The organism is Pseudomonas sp. Pme6b, from assembly GCF_058129925.1.
Map to the genome: position 1 here is coordinate 1,601,075 of NZ_CM176704.1, position 17,296 is coordinate 1,618,370.

At 57.8% G+C, this 17,296-nt stretch carries 15 protein-coding genes; 11 read left to right on the plus strand and 4 right to left on the minus strand.

Annotated elements, in window-relative coordinates; all coding sequences use genetic code 11:
• The first annotated feature begins 2 nt into the window (after positions 1-2).
• The 9 genes from AC4ANE_RS07265 to pdxJ all read left to right on the plus strand — a co-directional run bounded on the left by AC4ANE_RS07265 (position 3) and on the right by pdxJ (position 9,136).
• Positions 3-962 (plus strand): MucB/RseB C-terminal domain-containing protein, encoded by a 960-nt coding sequence (locus AC4ANE_RS07265; protein WP_031594845.1) that lies wholly within the window; start codon positions 3-5, stop codon positions 960-962.
• Between the two features lie 298 nt (positions 963-1,260).
• The gene (locus AC4ANE_RS07270) at positions 1,261-2,685 is read left to right on the plus strand and encodes a DegQ family serine endoprotease (protein ID WP_223216152.1); all 1,425 of its coding nucleotides are present in this window, start codon (positions 1,261-1,263) and stop codon (positions 2,683-2,685) included.
• A gap of 171 nt (positions 2,686-2,856) precedes the next feature.
• Positions 2,857-4,653 (plus strand): translation elongation factor 4, encoded by a 1,797-nt coding sequence (gene lepA, locus AC4ANE_RS07275; RefSeq protein ID WP_010200891.1) that lies wholly within the window; start codon positions 2,857-2,859, stop codon positions 4,651-4,653.
• 9 nt (positions 4,654-4,662) lie between these two features.
• Complete coding sequence (gene lepB, locus AC4ANE_RS07280) at positions 4,663-5,517, plus strand: signal peptidase I (protein WP_460408767.1); 855 nt, start codon at positions 4,663-4,665, stop codon at positions 5,515-5,517.
• A 116-nt stretch (positions 5,518-5,633) separates the two neighbouring features.
• A complete protein-coding gene (locus tag AC4ANE_RS07285) occupies positions 5,634-6,011 on the plus strand; it encodes a DUF4845 domain-containing protein (RefSeq protein WP_002554907.1) in 378 nt (125 codons plus the stop codon).
• Positions 6,008-6,697: a ribonuclease III gene (gene rnc / locus AC4ANE_RS07290; RefSeq protein ID WP_002554906.1), complete on the plus strand. Its 690-nt coding sequence runs from the start codon at positions 6,008-6,010 to the stop codon at positions 6,695-6,697. Before AC4ANE_RS07285 ends, rnc begins: the two co-directional genes overlap by 4 nt.
• The gene (gene era, locus AC4ANE_RS07295; protein WP_002554905.1) at positions 6,690-7,592 is read left to right on the plus strand and encodes a GTPase Era; all 903 of its coding nucleotides are present in this window, start codon (positions 6,690-6,692) and stop codon (positions 7,590-7,592) included. The genes rnc and era overlap by 8 nt, the downstream gene beginning before the upstream one ends.
• A 60-nt stretch (positions 7,593-7,652) precedes the next feature.
• Positions 7,653-8,336 carry a DNA repair protein RecO gene (gene recO / locus AC4ANE_RS07300; protein WP_002554904.1) on the plus strand — a complete coding sequence of 228 codons (684 nt, stop codon included), beginning with the start codon at positions 7,653-7,655 and terminating at the stop codon, positions 8,334-8,336.
• Between the two features lie 59 nt (positions 8,337-8,395).
• A complete protein-coding gene (pdxJ, locus tag AC4ANE_RS07305) occupies positions 8,396-9,136 on the plus strand; it encodes a pyridoxine 5'-phosphate synthase (protein ID WP_002554903.1) in 741 nt (246 codons plus the stop codon).
• A gap of 8 nt (positions 9,137-9,144) precedes the next feature.
• On the opposite strand, the gene cmoB is transcribed toward pdxJ, so the two are convergent.
• The 4 genes from cmoB to lon all read right to left on the minus strand — a co-directional run bounded on the left by cmoB (position 9,145) and on the right by lon (position 14,085).
• On the minus strand, positions 9,145-10,104 hold the full coding sequence (gene cmoB, locus AC4ANE_RS07310) for a tRNA 5-methoxyuridine(34)/uridine 5-oxyacetic acid(34) synthase CmoB (protein WP_002554902.1): 960 nt from the start codon (positions 10,102-10,104) through the stop codon (positions 9,145-9,147).
• Positions 10,101-10,844: a carboxy-S-adenosyl-L-methionine synthase CmoA gene (gene cmoA, locus AC4ANE_RS07315; protein ID WP_002554901.1), complete on the minus strand. Its 744-nt coding sequence runs from the start codon at positions 10,842-10,844 to the stop codon at positions 10,101-10,103. Before cmoA ends, cmoB begins: the two co-directional genes overlap by 4 nt.
• A gap of 100 nt (positions 10,845-10,944) precedes the next feature.
• Entirely contained in the window at positions 10,945-11,337 is a 393-nt protein-coding gene (locus AC4ANE_RS07320; RefSeq protein ID WP_002554900.1) for a protease inhibitor I42 family protein, read from the minus strand.
• 330 nt (positions 11,338-11,667) lie between these two features.
• Entirely contained in the window at positions 11,668-14,085 is a 2,418-nt protein-coding gene (gene lon / locus AC4ANE_RS07325) for an endopeptidase La (protein ID WP_002554899.1), read from the minus strand.
• A gap of 182 nt (positions 14,086-14,267) precedes the next feature.
• Between lon and AC4ANE_RS07330 the strand changes: the two genes are divergently transcribed.
• A complete protein-coding gene (locus AC4ANE_RS07330) occupies positions 14,268-14,942 on the plus strand; it encodes a methylamine utilization protein (RefSeq protein WP_002554898.1) in 675 nt (224 codons plus the stop codon).
• Complete coding sequence (locus tag AC4ANE_RS07335; protein WP_010215407.1) at positions 14,939-17,293, plus strand: bifunctional diguanylate cyclase/phosphodiesterase; 2,355 nt, start codon at positions 14,939-14,941, stop codon at positions 17,291-17,293. The genes AC4ANE_RS07330 and AC4ANE_RS07335 overlap by 4 nt, the downstream gene beginning before the upstream one ends.
• Positions 17,294-17,296: the final 3 nt, after the last annotated feature.

Sequence of the window (17,296 nt, forward strand, 5' to 3'; positions counted from 1 at the left end):
TCATGCGAGCCGTCCCTCTACTGCCATTACTGCTTGGTGGATGGCTTGCCCTCCCGGTACAGGCTGATGATGCGCAAGACGCAATCAATCGTCTTGCCAAGGTTGATCAGCAGCAGAGCTATCAAGGCACCTTTGTATACGAACGCAATGGTAGTTTTTCTACCCATCGAATCTGGCACCGCATAGCGGATGGGCATGTTCAGGAGCGTTTGTTGCAGCTTGATGGCTCTGCTCAGGAAGTTCTGCGTGTTGACGGGCTTACACAGTGCGTCAGCGGCACGCTTGAAGCGGGTGTGGCCAATCCGGCCGACTCATCTGCCCGCGCATTCGATGTCAAAAGACTTTCCGCCTGGTACGACATAAAAATTGTCGGAAAATCCAGAGTGGCCGGTCGTCAGGCAACTATCGTTGCGCTGTCCCCCAAGGACCAGCATCGATACGGCCTTGAACTTCACCTGGATAACGAAACCGGTCTTGTGCTCAAGTCGCTTCTGTTGAGCGAGAAGGGGCAACTGCTCGAACGTTTCCAGTTTACCGATCTCGATACCGCCGGCGTTCTGTCCGAGCAAATGCTCAACACTAGCGTCGACTGCAAGCCCGTGTCTGTGTTGAAAGCCAAGCCTGAGCCGTCCATAAGTTCTGTGGCATGGCATTCTGATTGGCTGCCGCCTGGTTTCGAAGTCAGCAGCAGTGGTGTGCGCAAGGACTCCTCCACGCAATCCTCCGTTACCCATCTGATGTATGGCGACGGTCTGGCGCGTTTTTCAGTGTTCATCGAGGCAGTGAAAGGCGGCGCATCTTCGGATATTCGCACACAGCTAGGCCCGACAGTGGCGGTCTCGCGTCGTCTCACAACACCGCAGGGCGACATGATGGTGACGGTCGTCGGAGAAATACCGATGGGCACCGCCGAGCGTATAGCCTTGTCGATGCGTAACGACGAATCTCCAGCCAAAAAATAAACATTTGAAGTCACGAATTCCAGGATGTAAAAATTTTCATCCTGGGTTTCAAGAGTCGCCAGGGCGCATTCAACCTGGCCTGGGCGCAGGTACTGAAATGTTTGGTGAGGTTTGCACGTTGCAAAAACTCTGGTTTTTTTCTATAGGTCAAAGCCTCGCAGCTTTGGCCTTTTGTCGTTTCCAGAGGCCATGTCGCTGATCCAGAGATGAGCATCGCTGCTTGAGGTCTTTGAGTCAGTTGCTTGTACTGCTTAATTTTTTGCTCGTTACCAACGGGAGCTATATGTCGATACCACGCATGAAGTCCTACTTTTCACTGATTGCCGCTGTGCTCATGCTCGGCCAGGTTGCTACGGCTCAAGCCGAGAACCTGCCGGATTTTACCGGGCTGGTCGAGCAGGCCTCGCCAGCAGTGGTGAATATCAGTACGCGCCAGAAACTGCCTGATCGCGCCATAGCCAATCAGCAGATGCCTGACCTGGAAGGCTTGCCGCCCATGCTGCGCGAATTTCTCGAGCGCAGCATGCCGCCAGGGTCGCGTCCGCCGGGAGCCGGCAAGGGTGATCGTCAGCGCGAAGCCCAGTCACTGGGCTCGGGCTTTATCATTTCCCCCGATGGTTACATTCTGACCAATAATCATGTGATCGACGGTGCCGACGAGATTCTTGTGCGCCTTTCTGATCGCAGCGAGTTGAAAGCCAAGCTGATCGGTACCGACTCGCGCACCGACGTTGCGGTTCTGAAAATTGACGGCAAGGACCTCCCTACAGCGAAACTGGGCAACTCCAACACGCTCAAGGTGGGTGAGTGGGTGCTGGCGATCGGCTCGCCATTCGGCTTCGATCACTCCGTGACCAAAGGCATTGTCAGCGCCAAGGGTCGTAGTCTGCCAAACGACACATATGTGCCGTTCATTCAGACGGACGTTGCCATCAACCCGGGTAATTCGGGTGGCCCGCTGTTCAACATGGCGGGTGAGGTAGTCGGGATCAACTCGCAGATATTTACCCGCTCCGGTGGTTTCATGGGGTTGTCGTTCGCGATTCCGATTGACGTCGCCATGGATGTGGCCAACCAGCTCAAGGCCAGCGGCAAAGTCAGCCGTGGCTGGCTGGGTGTGGTTATTCAGGAAGTGAACAAGGACCTTGCCGAATCGTTTGGTCTGGACAAGCCTGCCGGTGCGCTGGTTGCTCAGGTGCTTGAAGATGGCCCGGCTGCCAAGGGTGGCCTGCAGGTCGGTGACGTGATTCTGAGTGCCAACGGCCAGCCAATCATCATGTCGGCTGACCTGCCGCACTTGATAGGCAACCTCAAAGACGGTAGCAAAGCCGAACTAGAAGTGATTCGCGACGGCAAGCGTCAGAAGCTGACGGTCACTGTTGGCGCGCTGCCTGACGAAGGTCAGGAAATGGGCGATGTTGCTGGCACGGGCGCCGAACGCAGCAGCAACCGTCTGGGCGTGTCGGTGATCGAACTGACTGCCGAGCAGAAGAAATCCCTGGACCTCAAGGGCGGTGTGGCCATCAAGGAAGTCACAGGTGGTCCGGCTTCGCTGATTGGCCTGCAGCCGGGTGATGTGATCACTCATCTGAACAACCAGGCGATTACGTCCAGTAAGCAGTTCACTGAGGTGGCGAAAAGCCTGCCCAAGGATCGCTCTGTTTCGATGCGTGTTCTGCGTCAGGGCCGTGCGACGTTCATCACCTTCAAGCTGTCCGAGTAACAGGGCGGTTTGACCGGGAAGGGTGGCTGCGGCCACCCTTTTTTGTACCTGTTTGTTTACCTTGCGCCTATCCGGGTACCTGTAAGCGTGACGCCTCTTGCTTAGTTCAGGTACAATTCCCGGCTATTTTTCGGCGGGCAATCTGCCTGCAACCTTTTTGAGTGTTGATCCGTGAGTGATTTGAGTCATATCCGCAATTTCTCCATCATCGCCCACATTGACCATGGCAAGTCGACGCTGGCCGACCGCTTCATTCAAATGTGCGGCGGCCTGTCCGAGCGCGAAATGGAAGCCCAGGTGCTCGACTCCATGGATCTTGAGCGCGAGCGCGGGATCACCATCAAGGCCCATAGCGTTACCCTGTATTACAAGGCCAAAGACGGTATCACCTACCAGTTGAACTTCATTGACACCCCGGGGCACGTCGACTTCACCTATGAAGTCAGCCGTTCGTTGGCCGCGTGCGAAGGTGCGTTGCTGGTGGTCGATGCAGGGCAGGGCGTCGAGGCTCAATCGGTCGCCAACTGCTACACCGCCATCGAGCAGGGCCTAGAGGTCATGCCGGTATTGAACAAGATGGACTTGCCGCAGGCCGATCCGGACCGCGTCAAGGAAGAGATCGAGAAGATCATCGGTATCGACGCCACCGATGCCGTGGCGTGCAGCGCCAAGAGCGGTATGGGCGTGGACGAGGTCCTCGAGCGTCTGGTAGCAACCATTCCCGCACCGACCGGCAACATCGAAGATCCGCTGCAAGCGTTGATCATCGATTCCTGGTTCGACAATTACCTGGGCGTCGTGTCTCTGGTGCGCGTGCGCCACGGTCGCGTCAAGAAAGGCGACAAGATCCTCGTCAAGTCCACCGGCAAGCTGCATCTGGTCGACAGCGTTGGGGTGTTCAACCCCAAGCACACGGCAACCGTTGATCTGAAAGCCGGCGAAGTGGGCTTTATCATTGCCGGTATCAAGGACATTCACGGAGCGCCGGTTGGTGACACCCTGACCCTGAGCACCACGCCCGATGTAGACGTGCTGCCCGGCTTCAAGCGTATCCAGCCTCAGGTATACGCCGGCCTTTTCCCGGTCAGCTCCGACGATTTCGAAGACTTCCGTGAAGCCCTGCAAAAACTGACGCTGAATGACTCTTCGCTGCAATACCTGCCTGAAAGCTCCGATGCACTGGGCTTCGGCTTCCGTTGTGGCTTCCTCGGCATGCTCCACATGGAGATCATCCAGGAGCGTCTTGAGCGTGAATACAATCTCGACCTGATCACCACTGCGCCAACCGTAATCTTCGAGCTGTTGCTGAAGACCGGCGAAACAATTTATGTCGATAACCCGTCCAAACTGCCTGACCTGTCGTCCATCGAAGACATGCGCGAGCCTATCGTTCGCGCAAATATTCTTGTGCCGCAGGAGCACCTGGGCAACGTCATTACGTTGTGCATCGAAAAACGTGGCGTACAGCACGACATGCTGTTCCTCGGCACCCAGGTTCAGGTGAGCTACGATTTGCCGATGAACGAAGTGGTTCTGGACTTCTTCGATCGTCTCAAGTCTGTCAGCCGCGGTTATGCTTCGCTGGATTATCATTTTGATCGTTACCAGTCGGCCAACCTGGTCAAGCTCGACGTTCTGATCAACGCCGAGAAGGTCGATGCCCTGGCATTGATCGTTCACCGCGACAACGCTCATTACAAAGGGCGTGCGTTGACCGAGAAGATGAAAGAGCTGATCCCTCGACAAATGTTCGACGTGGCAATTCAGGCCGCCATTGGCGGTCAGATCGTGGCCCGGACAACCGTCAAGGCGCTTAGAAAGAACGTACTGGCCAAATGCTACGGCGGCGACGTCAGCCGCAAGCGTAAATTGCTGGAGAAGCAAAAGGCCGGTAAGAAACGCATGAAGCAGGTCGGTAACGTGGAAATTCCACAGGAAGCCTTCCTCGCAGTGCTCAGGTTGGAATAGTCAGGTCCTATGTCACTAAATTTTCCGCTGTTGTTGGTCATCGCTGTGTTCGTCTGTGGCGTGCTTGCACTGATTGATCTGGTCATCCTGGCGCCTCGTCGCCGGGCTGCCATTTCGAACTATCAGGGAAGCGTCGGCGAACCTGACATTGCTGTCGTAGAGCGCTTGAACAAAGAGCCTTTGCTGGTTGAGTACGGCAAATCGTTCTTTCCGGTGTTGTTTATCGTGCTGGTGCTTCGTGCGTTTCTGGTAGAGCCGTTCCAGATTCCTTCGGGCTCCATGAAGCCGACGCTGGATGTGGGTGATTTCATTCTGGTCAACAAGTTCGCGTATGGCATCCGCCTGCCGGTACTGGATCAGAAGGTCATCCAGCTCGGTGATCCGCAGCGTGGCGATGTGATGGTGTTCCGCTACCCAAGCGACCCAAGCGTCAACTACATCAAGCGTGTCGTCGGTCTGCCGGGTGATCGCATTCGCTATACCAGCGACAAGCGGTTGTTCATCAACGGTGAGCTGGTTGCCAAGAAACTGATCGGCACCGAGCCCGGTACACTGGGCAGTGCAGAACTGTACGAAGAACAACTGGGCGCAGTCGAACATCAGATCCGTCAGGAAATGAGCCGATACCGCGCGCCGCCTGACAGTGAATGGACAGTGCCTGCTGCGCACTACTTCATGATGGGCGACAACCGCGACAACTCGAATGACAGCCGTTACTGGGATGATCCCAATATTCCCAAGGACGAACTGGGCATGGTCCCGGACAAGAACATCGTAGGCAAGGCGTTCGCCGTCTGGATGAGCTGGCCGGAACCGAAATTGAGCCACTTCCCTAATTTTGCACGCGTAGGGTTGATCAAGTAATCGATGCGGCGCTGCCTGGAGCAGCGCCGTATGTCATTTGGGCTGACTGGAAACGCCTCTGAACCCTGAGTCGACCCGGTCGGGCAGGCAGTGAACTCTCGAGGTTGAAGTCGAACATGACGTTCTCTACTTCTCAAAAAGGTTTTTCGCTAGTGGGATGGCTGTTGGTGCTGGCGCTTGTCGCGTTCGCGACGAGCACGGCCTTCAAGCTGGTCCCGCATTACCTCGACTACATGACGATGAAGAAAATCATCGAAACGGTCGACACCAATCAGGCCCTGGACATTACCACGGTCGACGATTTCTACGGTTATGTCGGTAAGAACATGCAGGTCAACAGCATTCGGGATATAGATTTGAACAAGGCGTTGAAAGTGACGGTGGAGAACAATGCGTTCAAAGCTCATTTGAACTATGAGCAGCGTGAACCGTGGTTCCAGAACATCGATCTGGTGATGAAGTTCGACAAGCAATTCAGTGTGGGTAAACCGTGAGCGTATCCTTGAGCCGCCTTGAGCGTCAGCTCGGCTATACCTTCAAGGATCAGGAACTGATGGTCCTGGCCCTGACCCATCGCAGTTTTGCCGGTCGCAACAACGAGCGTCTGGAATTTCTCGGTGATGCCATTCTCAACTTCGTGGCGGGTGAGGCGTTGTTCGAACGCTTCCCTCAGGCCCGCGAAGGCCAGCTGTCGCGCTTGCGTGCGCGCCTGGTGAAGGGTGAAACCCTTGCGTTGCTGGCCCGTGGTTTCGATCTGGGCGAGTACCTTCGCCTGGGTTCCGGCGAGCTGAAAAGCGGTGGTTTCCGTCGCGAGTCGATTCTCGCCGACGCCCTTGAAGCGCTGATCGGGGCGATCTATCTGGACGCTGGCATGGAGGCTGCGCGCGAGCGCGTTCTGGCCTGGCTGACAACCGAGTTCGACAGCCTGACGCTGGTAGACACCAACAAGGACCCCAAGACCCGACTGCAGGAATTTCTCCAGTCGCGGGCCTGCGAACTGCCGCGTTACGAGGTGGTGGATATCCAGGGTGAACCGCATTGCCGGACGTTTTTCGTCGAATGCGAGATCAACCTATTGAATGAAAAAAGCCGAGGACAGGGTGTCAGCCGCCGGATTGCCGAACAGGTAGCCGCAGCAGCAGCACTTATTGCCCTGGGCGTGGAGAACGGTCATGAATGATACAACCGCAACACGCTGTGGCTATGTTGCCATTGTCGGCCGTCCCAACGTAGGCAAGTCCACGCTGCTCAACCATATTCTGGGTCAAAAGCTGGCGATCACCTCGCGCAAGCCGCAGACCACGCGTCACAACATGCTCGGGATCAAGACCGAGGGTGCCGTGCAGGCGATCTATGTCGACACTCCCGGCATGCACAAGAATGGCGAGAAAGCGCTCAACCGCTACATGAACAAGACTGCTTCGGCTGCGTTGAAAGACGTCGACGTGGTGATCTTCGTCGTGGATCGCACCCGCTGGACCGACGAAGACCAGATGGTTCTGGAGCGTGTTCAGTACGTGCAAGGCCCGGTCATTCTGGCGATCAACAAAACCGATCGCATTGAAGACAAGAGCGATCTGATGCCGCACCTGGAGTGGCTGCAAGGCCAACTGCCGAATGCGTCCATCGTGCCTATCTCCGCGCAGCATGGCCACAACCTGGAAGCGCTGGAAAGCCTGATTGCCTCGCACCTGCCCGAGAATGATCACTTCTTCCCGGAAGATCAGATCACTGATCGCAGCAGCCGCTTTCTGGCTGCCGAGCTGGTTCGCGAGAAGATCATGCGTCAGTTGGGTGCCGAGCTTCCATACCAGATCACCGTCGAGATCGAAGAGTTCAAGCAGCAGGGCCGCACCCTGCATATCCATGCGCTGATTCTTGTCGAGCGTGACGGGCAGAAGAGAATCATTATTGGCGACAAGGGCGACCGTATCAAGCGCATCGGCAGTGATGCGCGTCGCGACATGGAGCTGCTGTTCGACTCCAAAGTCATGCTTAACCTGTGGGTCAAGGTCAAAGGTGGCTGGTCCGATGACGAGCGCGCCCTTCGCTCGCTCGGCTACGGCGACCTCTAAGCTGCCCTTTCGCCTGACCCGTCTGCGGTTGGGCGAACACTTCTCTTTCGAGCCAGCCTGATGAGCGCGCCCACCGGCCAACCTGCTTATGTGCTCCACAGCCGTGCGTATCGCGAAAACAGCGCGCTGGTCGATTTCCTCACGCCCCAAGGGCGGCTACGTGCCGTGCTGCGCAGTGCCAAAGGCAAGGCAGGCTCGCTGGCGCGTCCGTTCGTGCCCCTTGAAGTCGAGTTTCGAGGGCGTGGCGAACTAAAGAATGTCGGCCGCATGGAAAGCGCAGGCGTTGCTACCTGGATGACCGGCGAGGCGCTGTTCAGCGGCATGTACCTCAACGAACTGCTGATTCGCCTGTTGCCTGCCGAAGATCCGCATCCAGCTGTATTCGAACATTACGCCGCCACATTGCTGGCCCTCGCACTGGGCCGTCCGCTGGAACCGTTGCTGCGTTCGTTCGAATGGCGGTTGCTGGATGATCTGGGCTACGGCTTTGCCATGGACGCCGACATCAACGGCGAGCCGCTGGCAATTGATGGCATGTACCGCCTGCAAGTGGATGCCGGGCTTGAGCGTGTTTACCTGCTTCAGCCCGGCCTGTTTCAAGGCGCAGAATTGCTGGCCATGTCCGAGGCGGACTGGAGCGTCCCCGGTGCGTTGTCTGCTGCCAAGCGTCTGATGCGTCAGGCGCTGGCTGTGCATCTGGGCGGCCGCCCACTTGTCAGTCGTGAACTGTTTCGCAAGCCTTGATCAGGCTTTATTCTCTACAGCCTGCTTCGACCAGCTCGCCCATTTTTCTGGAGACAACCGTGACCCAAAGCACTCGCATCCTTCTCGGCGTGAACATCGACCATGTAGCCACCTTGCGTCAGGCCCGTGGCACGCGCTACCCGGACCCGGTCAAGGCTGCCCTGGACGCCGAAGAGGCAGGTGCCGACGGCATCACCGTTCACCTGCGTGAAGACCGTCGGCATATTCAGGAGCGCGACGTCCTGCTGCTCAAGGACGTGCTGCAGACTCGCATGAACTTCGAGATGGGCGTGACCGAGGAAATGCTCGCATTTGCCGAGCGCATTCGTCCTGCGCATATCTGCCTGGTGCCGGAGACACGTCAGGAGCTGACTACCGAAGGCGGGCTGGACGTCGCGGGCCAGGAAGCGCGGATCAAGGCAGCGGTCGAGCGGCTGGCGAAAATCGGCTGCGAGGTCTCGTTGTTTATCGACGCCGATGAGCGCCAGATCGCCGCTTCAAAGCGCGTCGGTGCGCCAGCCATTGAACTGCATACCGGTCGCTATGCCGATGCTCAGACCCCGACTGAAGTCGCCGAAGAACTGCAGCGGGTCGCCGACGGCGTAGCATTTGGTCTCGCCCAGGGCCTGATCGTCAACGCCGGTCACGGCCTGCATTATCACAACGTCGAAGCGGTCGCAGCGATCAAGGGCATCAACGAACTGAACATCGGCCACGCGCTGGTGGCTCATGCTCTGTTCGTCGGCTTCAAGTCGGCAGTGGCCGAGATGAAAGCGTTGATCGTGGCGGCGGCCAGATAACTAATCCCTCAGGGCTTGCGCCCCACAATCACAGCGCGCATCGGCGCAGGCAAGCCTTCGACGGTCTTGCTGTGATCGGCAGGGTCCAGATAGTCGCTCAGTGACTGGAAGCGCATCCATTCGGTGCTGCGCTGTTCCTCGATCGTCGTATGGCTGACGTCGACGCAGCGCACATCGGTGAAGCCTGCGCGGCGCATCCACAGCTCCAGCGCGGGGACCGACGGCAGGAACCAGACGTTGCGCATCTGTGCGTAACGGTCTTCCGGCACCAGCACCTGATGAACATCGCCCGGCACTACCAGAGTTTCCATCACCAGCTCGCCGCCTTTTACCAGGCAATCTTTCAACGCCAGCAAATGATCTATGGGCGATTTGCGGTGATACAGAACACCCATTGAGAACACCGTATCGAAGCCTTCCAGGTTGGCTGGCAAGTCCTCAAGTGCGAAGGGCAGATGCCAGGCAGGAAGGTCAGGCAGGTAGCGCTGCATGGCCTGAAACTGGCAGAAGAACAGCCAGTTGGGGTCAACACCAATCACGCTGTCAGCCCCGGCACCGAGCATGCGCCACTGGTAATAGCCGTTGCCGCAACCAACATCCAGAACCCGTTTGCCCTTCAGGTCCAGATGCGGCGATACCCGTGACCACTTCCAGTCCGAGCGCCATTCGGTGTCGATATGTACGCCGAACACATTGAACGGCCCTTTGCGCCAAGGCGACAGGCCTAATAACGCCTTGCGCAGCACGGTTCGGGTTTCGCCGTTGCACTCGGCTTGCAGGGTAAAGCTATCGAGCAGATCGATTCGCTCGGGTTGCAGGTCTGGAAGCGCATCCAGCGCACTTTGCCAGCGCTGCAAGTCACCATGACCCTTGGCCATTTTCGTATCAAGCTGGGCTTGCAAGCCGTTTGCCCAATCAGCCAGAGGGGTTCCCGCCAGACGGCGGACAAGAGGAGCGAGATCAATCATGGCAGGGCAATCAACGAGGTGAAGTTAAGGCATTGAAACCAGGGCACCACCTTGGAAAAACCGGCGGCGAGCAGACGTTGGCGATGTTCTTCCAGGCTGTCGGGCTTCATCACGTTTTCGATGGCACTGCGCTTCTGGGCAATTTCCAGATCGCTGTAGCCGTTGGCGCGCTTGAAAGCGATGTGCAGATCCGTCAGCAGCGCATGCTCCTGTTCGTCATCAAAACGCAGTTTCTCCGAAAGGATCAACGCGCCGCCTGGCACCAGCGCATCACGAATGCGCCCGAGCAATGTCAGGCGCTGCTCGGGGGCGATGAATTGCAGGGTGAAGTTAAGCGCGACCACCGACGCGGACTTGAACTCCAGCGCCAGAATGTCACCTTCGATGACCTGCACCGGCAACAGCTCCTGAAACATGGAGTTCTGCGCATTGAGGTACTCACGGCAGCGCTCGACCATCGCACTGGAGTTATCTATCGCAATGACTTCACAGCCTTCGCTGCGTACATGGCGACGCAAGGCTTGAGTCACGGCACCCAGCGAACTGCCAAGGTCGTAAAGTACGGTATCCGGCTGGGCGAACTGCGCGGCAAGTACGCCGAGGTTTTCGACAATCGTCGGATAGCCGGGCACCGAGCGTTTGATCATGTCCGGGAAGACCCGCACCACGTCTTCGTTGAAGGCGAAGTCAGGCACCTGGGCCAGTGGCTGGGCGAAAATGCGGTCGGTTTCTTTGCTCACGGCGGTTCCGGCGAAGGCTTTGAAAAGCGGGCATTCTAGCCAAGTTGTCGCCGTGATGCATGGTGCAGCGCGTGCCTTCGGACAAGCCGCGGGCAAACGGTCAGTTCACCGTGATTGCGCATTCGAAAGTCTGCTCCGGCGCCACTTCCGGAGCCCACGGCTGCTGGTAGGTCATCACCAGTCGCCCGGTCCCTGCGTCGGTTGCCTTGTAGCGCCAGACTGACTGCCCGCCGCTGCCGACCATCTCCTTGCTCTCGGCGTTGGCATACACCTCCGGCCCGAGGCTGCGCAGGATGTTCTGCGCCGGGTTTTGGGTCAGCCAGCGAAAGCCGGTTGTCGGGTTGCTGGGCAGGGTGAGGATCAGCGTCTGTCCGCTCTGGAGCGTCAGTGGGCAGTCGTTTTCAGCCTCGATGGACACGATGTTTTTCGGTGTTTGCGCACACGCCGTCAGCAGCGCAAGGCTCAACGGTGCAAGGAAGCGGGCAGGGGTCATGGCAAGTTCCGGTTTTGCGAGACGAGACGCAAGGATAACCGATCAGGGTTTTAGGGGGGAGTACGGCAGGTATACCGCTCAGGATCGGAATCAGTTGATCAGATCAGATAGTCAAAGCCGTGGGAGCGGGCATGTCCGCGAAAGAGCCACTATGATCGCCGAAAATACGTCGTCTGAAGCATCCTCTTTGCGGACAAGTCCGCTCCCACGCCCTGCGGGCAGAAGCCCCATTGTGGGTCAGATCATTCAGCGTTAAACACACGTCCGCTTTTGATTCTGCCCGAAGGGCGCGGGAGCGAGTCAGTGTGAGACGTGCCCCCGCATCAATCTTTAAAACAACACCTTCACCACATCTGCAAAGCGTTTGGCAAAGTGAACGGTGATGCCTTCCTTGAGATAGTCCGGCAGTTCTTCGAAGTTGCCACGGTTAGGTTCCGGAAGGATCAGTTCGTGAATCTTCTGACGTCGCGCGGCAATGACTTTCTCGCGCACCCCGCCGATAGGCAATACGTGCCCCGTCAGCGTCAGTTCGCCGGTCATGGCCACGCCTTTTTTCGGCGGCTGGTTACGCGCCAGGGACAGCAGGGCACTGGCCATGGTAACGCCCGCGCTAGGGCCATCTTTCGGGGTTGCACCTTCGGGAACGTGTACGTGTACAAACGCCTCATCGAAGAACTTCGCGTCGCCGCCAAACTTCGACAGGTTGGCGCTGACGTAGCTGTAGGCAATTTCAGCCGACTCTTTCATGACATCGCCCAGTTGCCCGGTCAGTTTGAAGCCGCGATTCAGGGTGTGAATGCGCGTTGCTTCAATCGGTAACGTCGCGCCGCCCATACTGGTCCAGGCCAGGCCTGTGATCACACCGGTGCCCGACAGCACCTGTTCGCTGCGAAACACCGGCATGCCCAATGACGCTTCAAGGTCTTTCGGGCCGATCTTGATCACCGAGTCAGGCGTATCCAGCAGTTTGACCACCGCTTTGCGCACCAGCTTGCCCAGTTGTTTTTCCAGATGCCGCACACCGGCTTCGCGAGCGTAGCCTTCGATGACGGCGCGCAGGGCGCTGTCGCTGATGCTCAGCTTGCTTTTGGCAACACCGGCTTTCTCCAATTGCTTTGGCCACAGGTGGCGTTTGGCAATCGCAAGCTTCTCTTCAGTGATATAGCCGGACAGGCGAATCACTTCCATGCGGTCAAGGAGCGGGCCGGGGATTGAGTCCAGGGTGTTGGCGGTGCACACGAACAGGACTTTGGAAAGGTCCAGACGCAGGTCCAGGTAGTGATCGAGGAATTCGACGTTCTGTTCCGGGTCCAGGGTTTCCAGCAGCGCAGACGCCGGGTCGCCCTGGTAGCTTTGGCCCATCTTGTCGATTTCATCGAGCATGATGACCGGGTTCATGACTTCTACATCCTTCAGCGCCTGCACCAGCTTGCCTGGCTGGGCGCCGATGTAGGTACGGCGGTGGCCCTTGATTTCGGCCTCGTCGCGCATGCCGCCCACGCTCAGTCGATAGAATGGTCGCCCCAGCGACTCGGCAATCGAGCGCCCGACGCTGGTCTTGCCGACACCCGGTGGGCCCACCAGCAGGACGATCGAGCCGCTGATCTCGCCTTTATAGGCACCCACTGCAAGAAACTCGAGAATGCGCGCCTTGATGTCATCCAGGCCGGCATGGTGTTGATCGAGCACTTTACGAGCGTGCTTGAGGTCCAGCTTGTCTTCGCCGTAGACACCCCACGGCAACGAACTGGTCCAGTCCAGATAATTACGTGTCACGGCGTATTCCGGCGAGCCGGTTTCCAGCACCTTGAGCTTGCCTATTTCTTCGTCGAACTTCTTGCGCGCCTGCGGTGGCAGGGTCTTGCCTTCCAGTCGCTGTTCGAACTGTTCGATGTCGGCACTACGGTCGTCCTTGCTCAGCCCCAGCTCCTGCTGAATAACCTTGAGCTGCTCCTTGAGGAAGAACTGACGCTGATGCTCGCCGATCTTGCGATTGACCTCGGCAGAAATTTCCTTCTGCAGGCGGGCGACCTCGACTTCCTTGCGCAGCATCGGCAGGACTTTCTCCATGCGCCTGAGCATCGGCACGCAGTCGAGTACCTCTTGCAGCTCGACGCCGGTGGCCGAGGTAAGGGCCGCGGCGAAGTCGGTGAGCGGCGAAGGATCATTGGGGCTGAAGCGGTTGAGGTAATTCTTCAGCTCTTCGCTGTACAGCGGGTTGAGCGGCAGCAGCTCTTTGATCGCGTTGATCAAAGCCATGCCGTAAGCCTTCACCTCGTCGGTCGGATCGTTGGGTTGCTGCGGGTATTCAACTTCCACCAGATACGGTGGGCGGTAATGCTTGAGCCAGGTACGAATGCGCACACGGCTCAAGCCTTGCGCCACAAACTGCAACCGGCCATTTTCGCGGCTGGCGTGGTGAACCTTGACCAGAGTGCCGTACTCGGGAAGCGCATCGGTCTTGAAGTGGCGCGGGTCTTCCTGAGGAGTGTCCATAAAGAACAACGCCAGCGAATGGTGCTCGGACTTGCTGACCAGTTCCAGCGTTTCGGCCCACGGTTCTTCATTGACGATAACCGGCAAGACCTGCGCCGGAAAGAACGGACGGTTGTGGATCGGGATGATGTAAACCTTGTCGGGCAGGTTCTGGCCGGGCAAGGCAAGCGAGGTGCTGTCGGAACTCAGAGACACGTTGTGCTCGTCTGCGTCATCGGGCAAATCTGGCGAGTCTGTCTGCTGGTCGCTCATGGGGCACCTGAGAAGTTGAACATGCTTCTTAGATGGGGCAGCAGCCCTCAGGTTTCAATAGTCTTGGTCGATAGTCTGTAAAGCGTGTGCAAAACTGTCATTTATTAGTTGTTGGTCCAGTCCGTGCTGGCCAGCGCTGGCTTATTTCATTTACGGCGCTGCCGTTATGGGTTGAATCAGGTATGACCAACGTATTTATTTCGGCATTACTGGCTGGACTATGGATGGCATCGGCTGCTAATGCATCGGCTTCTGCCTTTACCGCACAGGTATTCGACAAGCAGGGCAAGCCCCTTGCAGATGCAGTCGTGACGCTCAAAGGCCCGGCTGATCCGTCGCCCGCTGTGCTCAAGGCTGCCATGGACCAGCGCGACCAGGAGTTTGCACCCCATGTGCTGGCTGTACATACCGGCACGCAGGTCAAGTTTCCCAACAGCGACAACATCCGCCATCAGGTTTATTCCTTTTCCCCGGCCAAGCGTTTCGAGTTGCGACTTTACGAAGGCACCCCCTCGGAACCGCTGTTGTTCGACAAGCCTGGTGTGGTAGTGCTGGGCTGCAACATCCATGACTGGATGGTCGGCTACATCTATGTCACGGACGAACCCTGGTTCGGCGTGACGGACAGCAATGGCCTGCTCAAACTCGATCAGGTGCCAGCCGGACACTACGCTGCCACGCTCTGGCATCCGCAAATTGAAGACATGCAGCCTGTATCGGGCGGTGAATTCGATGTGCCCGCATCGGGCCTCACCCAGCGTTTCAACCTCGCGGTCGAAGTGAAGGCCGAGGATAAACCCGGCAAGCCGGCCCCCGGCGGTTTCGGCGACGCTTTTCACAAGGCCGCACATGAATGAAATTTAGAGCCAGCTTTCAGGCACGCATTGCCGGGGTTCTGATTGTCCTGTTGCTGATTGTCGTGAGTGCGGTCTATCTCGCCGTCAAGGTTGCGACCGACGACGCGGTGCGCACTCAGGCCCAGGCGCAGCTGGAAGTGGGTAGCCGTGTGTTCGAGCGGCTGATTGATCTGCGCGGCAAGCGTCTGCGTGACGCCGTGCAACTGTTGGCGGCCGACTTCGGGTTTCGTGATGCTGTAGCGAGTGCCGATTCATCGACCATTCGATCGGTACTGCTCAATCATGGCAAACGCATCAACGCCAGCGATATGTTCCTGCTGGGCATGGATGGCGTGGTGGTTGCCAGTACCGAGACAGCGGTGCCGGAGGGGTCCAGGTTTGTCTATGACCAGGCGTTGCGCAACGCCAAGCTTGCCGGTCAGTCAGTGCTTATTATTCCGGGTGGCGGAATACCTCATTTGCTGGTGGAAAGTACCGTGCTTGCGCCGTTGCCGATAGGCCGCGTAGTGATGGGCTTCACCATCGACAGTGGCATTGCCGAAGAGCTGCGTTCTCTCAGTGGGCTGGAAGTGTCGTTTCTCACGGTGGAAAACGGCCAGTCCGGGGAACTGATCAGCACCCAGCCGAAAGCCTTGTACGCTGGTCTGATCGAGCTGATGCGCAGTTCCTCTGAAGGGCAGATGCTGCTGACCGAGCAAGCGAACCTCAACTTTCTCAGTCAAACGCTGATGCTGGCCAAAAGCAGCAATGGCGACGACGGACAAGTGATCGCGCTGTTGCAGAGCCCGCTGGACAAGGCTTATCAAGCGTTTGCACCGCTGAATGAAAAGATTTTCTGGATTTCCATGATCGCATTGCTGGCGTCGCTGCTTGGTACGCTGGCGCTGGCCCGCAGCGTGTCGCTGCCGGTGCAGGAGTTGGCTATTGCGGCCAAACGTATTGGCGATGGCGACTATAAAACGCCGGTAACCCTGGTGCGCAGTGACGAATTGGGCATGCTCGCCGACGCGATCAACACCATGCAACAGGGTATCGCCGTGCGCGAAGGCCAGTTGGCTCACAACGCTCTGCACGACAACCTGACCGGCCTGCCCAATCGAGCGTTGGTGATGGAACGTCTTGGCAGTTTGATTGCGGCAAATCGCACGGTCGCCTTGCTGTACCTAGGCATCGAGAACCTGGCCACGATCAACGAAAGTGCGGGTGCCGAAGGCGTTGAGCAACTGTTACGCCAGTTGGGGCAGCGTTTGCAGGGCAATTTGCGGTCTGGCGACACGGTGGCACGGCTGAGTGCCAACGAGTTCTTGCTGTTGCTGGACAACACTGCCAGTGACGGCGCGGTGGGCATGGCCGACGCCGTGCAGCGCTTGCTCAGCGAGCCGCAACGTATCGACAACCATGATCTGATGCTTGAGTGCTGCATAGGCATCACGGTTTATCCGGAACACGGTGATTCGGCTCAGGAACTGGTCAACCGTGCGGCGATTGCACGCAAGGACGCAGCGTTCATTCCCGGTCGCCTGCAGATCTACCAGGACGGACGTGACCTCGCTCACCAGCGTCAGATATGTCTGATCCGCGACCTGCGCAAGGCTCCGCAGAATGGCGAACTGATGCTCCATTACCAACCCAAACTGGATATCCGTCAGGGCTATGTTCGTCAGGCCGAAGCCCTGCTGCGCTGGACTCACCCGCGCTTTGGCAATGTTTCGCCAGCCGAATTCATTGTGCTCGCCGAGCGCACCGGCAGTATCAACCTGCTGACCAACTGGGTTATCGAAGAGGCAATGCGTCAGTTGGCCGAATGGCGCCAGCGCGGTCTGGTGCTGCAGGTATCGGTCAACATTTCCGCCGACGACCTGCTGGGCGACGATCTGGCCGGTTATGTCATGAAACTGCTCAAGCAATACGCGGTGCCTGCCGAACAACTGGTATTCGAGATAACCGAGAGCGCGGTCATGAGCGAGCCGGAGAAAGCCCTGGTGGTTCTGCATCGTCTACGCGACTGCGGTATCAGCCTGTCGGTCGATGACTTCGGCACCGGTTACTCGTCACTGGCCCACTTGAAGCGTCTGCCAGTGCAGGAGTTGAAAATCGACCAGTCTTTCGTGCGCAACCTGGATGAAACCAGCGAAGACGCGGTGATCGTGCGGTCGACCATCGAAATGAGCCATAACCTCGGACTCAAGGTGGTGGCAGAGGGTGTCGAGTACCAACACAGTCTGGACCTGCTCCGGCGTTGGCATTGCGATACGGCCCAGGGTTACCTGATCAGTCGGCCGCTGACGGCGTCAGCATTCGAGGCATGGATTGCTACGTATCAGGCATCACCCAGTCTTATGGTGAATTAATCC

Bases quoted from the DNA above. Each gene is read 5' to 3' on its own strand.
- AC4ANE_RS07335 (WP_010215407.1), top strand. From the start codon at position 14,939: ATGAAATTTAGAGCCAGCTTTCAGGCACGCATTGCCGGGGTTCTGATT.
- cmoB (WP_002554902.1), bottom strand. From the start codon at position 10,104: ATGATTGATCTCGCTCCTCTTGTCCGCCGTCTGGCGGGAACCCCTCTG.
- lepB (WP_460408767.1), top strand. From the start codon at position 4,663: ATGTCACTAAATTTTCCGCTGTTGTTGGTCATCGCTGTGTTCGTCTGT.
- AC4ANE_RS07320 (WP_002554900.1), bottom strand. From the start codon at position 11,337: ATGACCCCTGCCCGCTTCCTTGCACCGTTGAGCCTTGCGCTGCTGACG.
- era (WP_002554905.1), top strand. From the start codon at position 6,690: ATGAATGATACAACCGCAACACGCTGTGGCTATGTTGCCATTGTCGGC.
- AC4ANE_RS07330 (WP_002554898.1), top strand. From the start codon at position 14,268: ATGACCAACGTATTTATTTCGGCATTACTGGCTGGACTATGGATGGCA.
- recO (WP_002554904.1), top strand. From the start codon at position 7,653: ATGAGCGCGCCCACCGGCCAACCTGCTTATGTGCTCCACAGCCGTGCG.
- lon (WP_002554899.1), bottom strand. From the start codon at position 14,085: ATGAGCGACCAGCAGACAGACTCGCCAGATTTGCCCGATGACGCAGAC.
- AC4ANE_RS07265 (WP_031594845.1), top strand. From the start codon at position 3: ATGCGAGCCGTCCCTCTACTGCCATTACTGCTTGGTGGATGGCTTGCC.
- AC4ANE_RS07270 (WP_223216152.1), top strand. From the start codon at position 1,261: ATGAAGTCCTACTTTTCACTGATTGCCGCTGTGCTCATGCTCGGCCAG.
- AC4ANE_RS07285 (WP_002554907.1), top strand. From the start codon at position 5,634: ATGACGTTCTCTACTTCTCAAAAAGGTTTTTCGCTAGTGGGATGGCTG.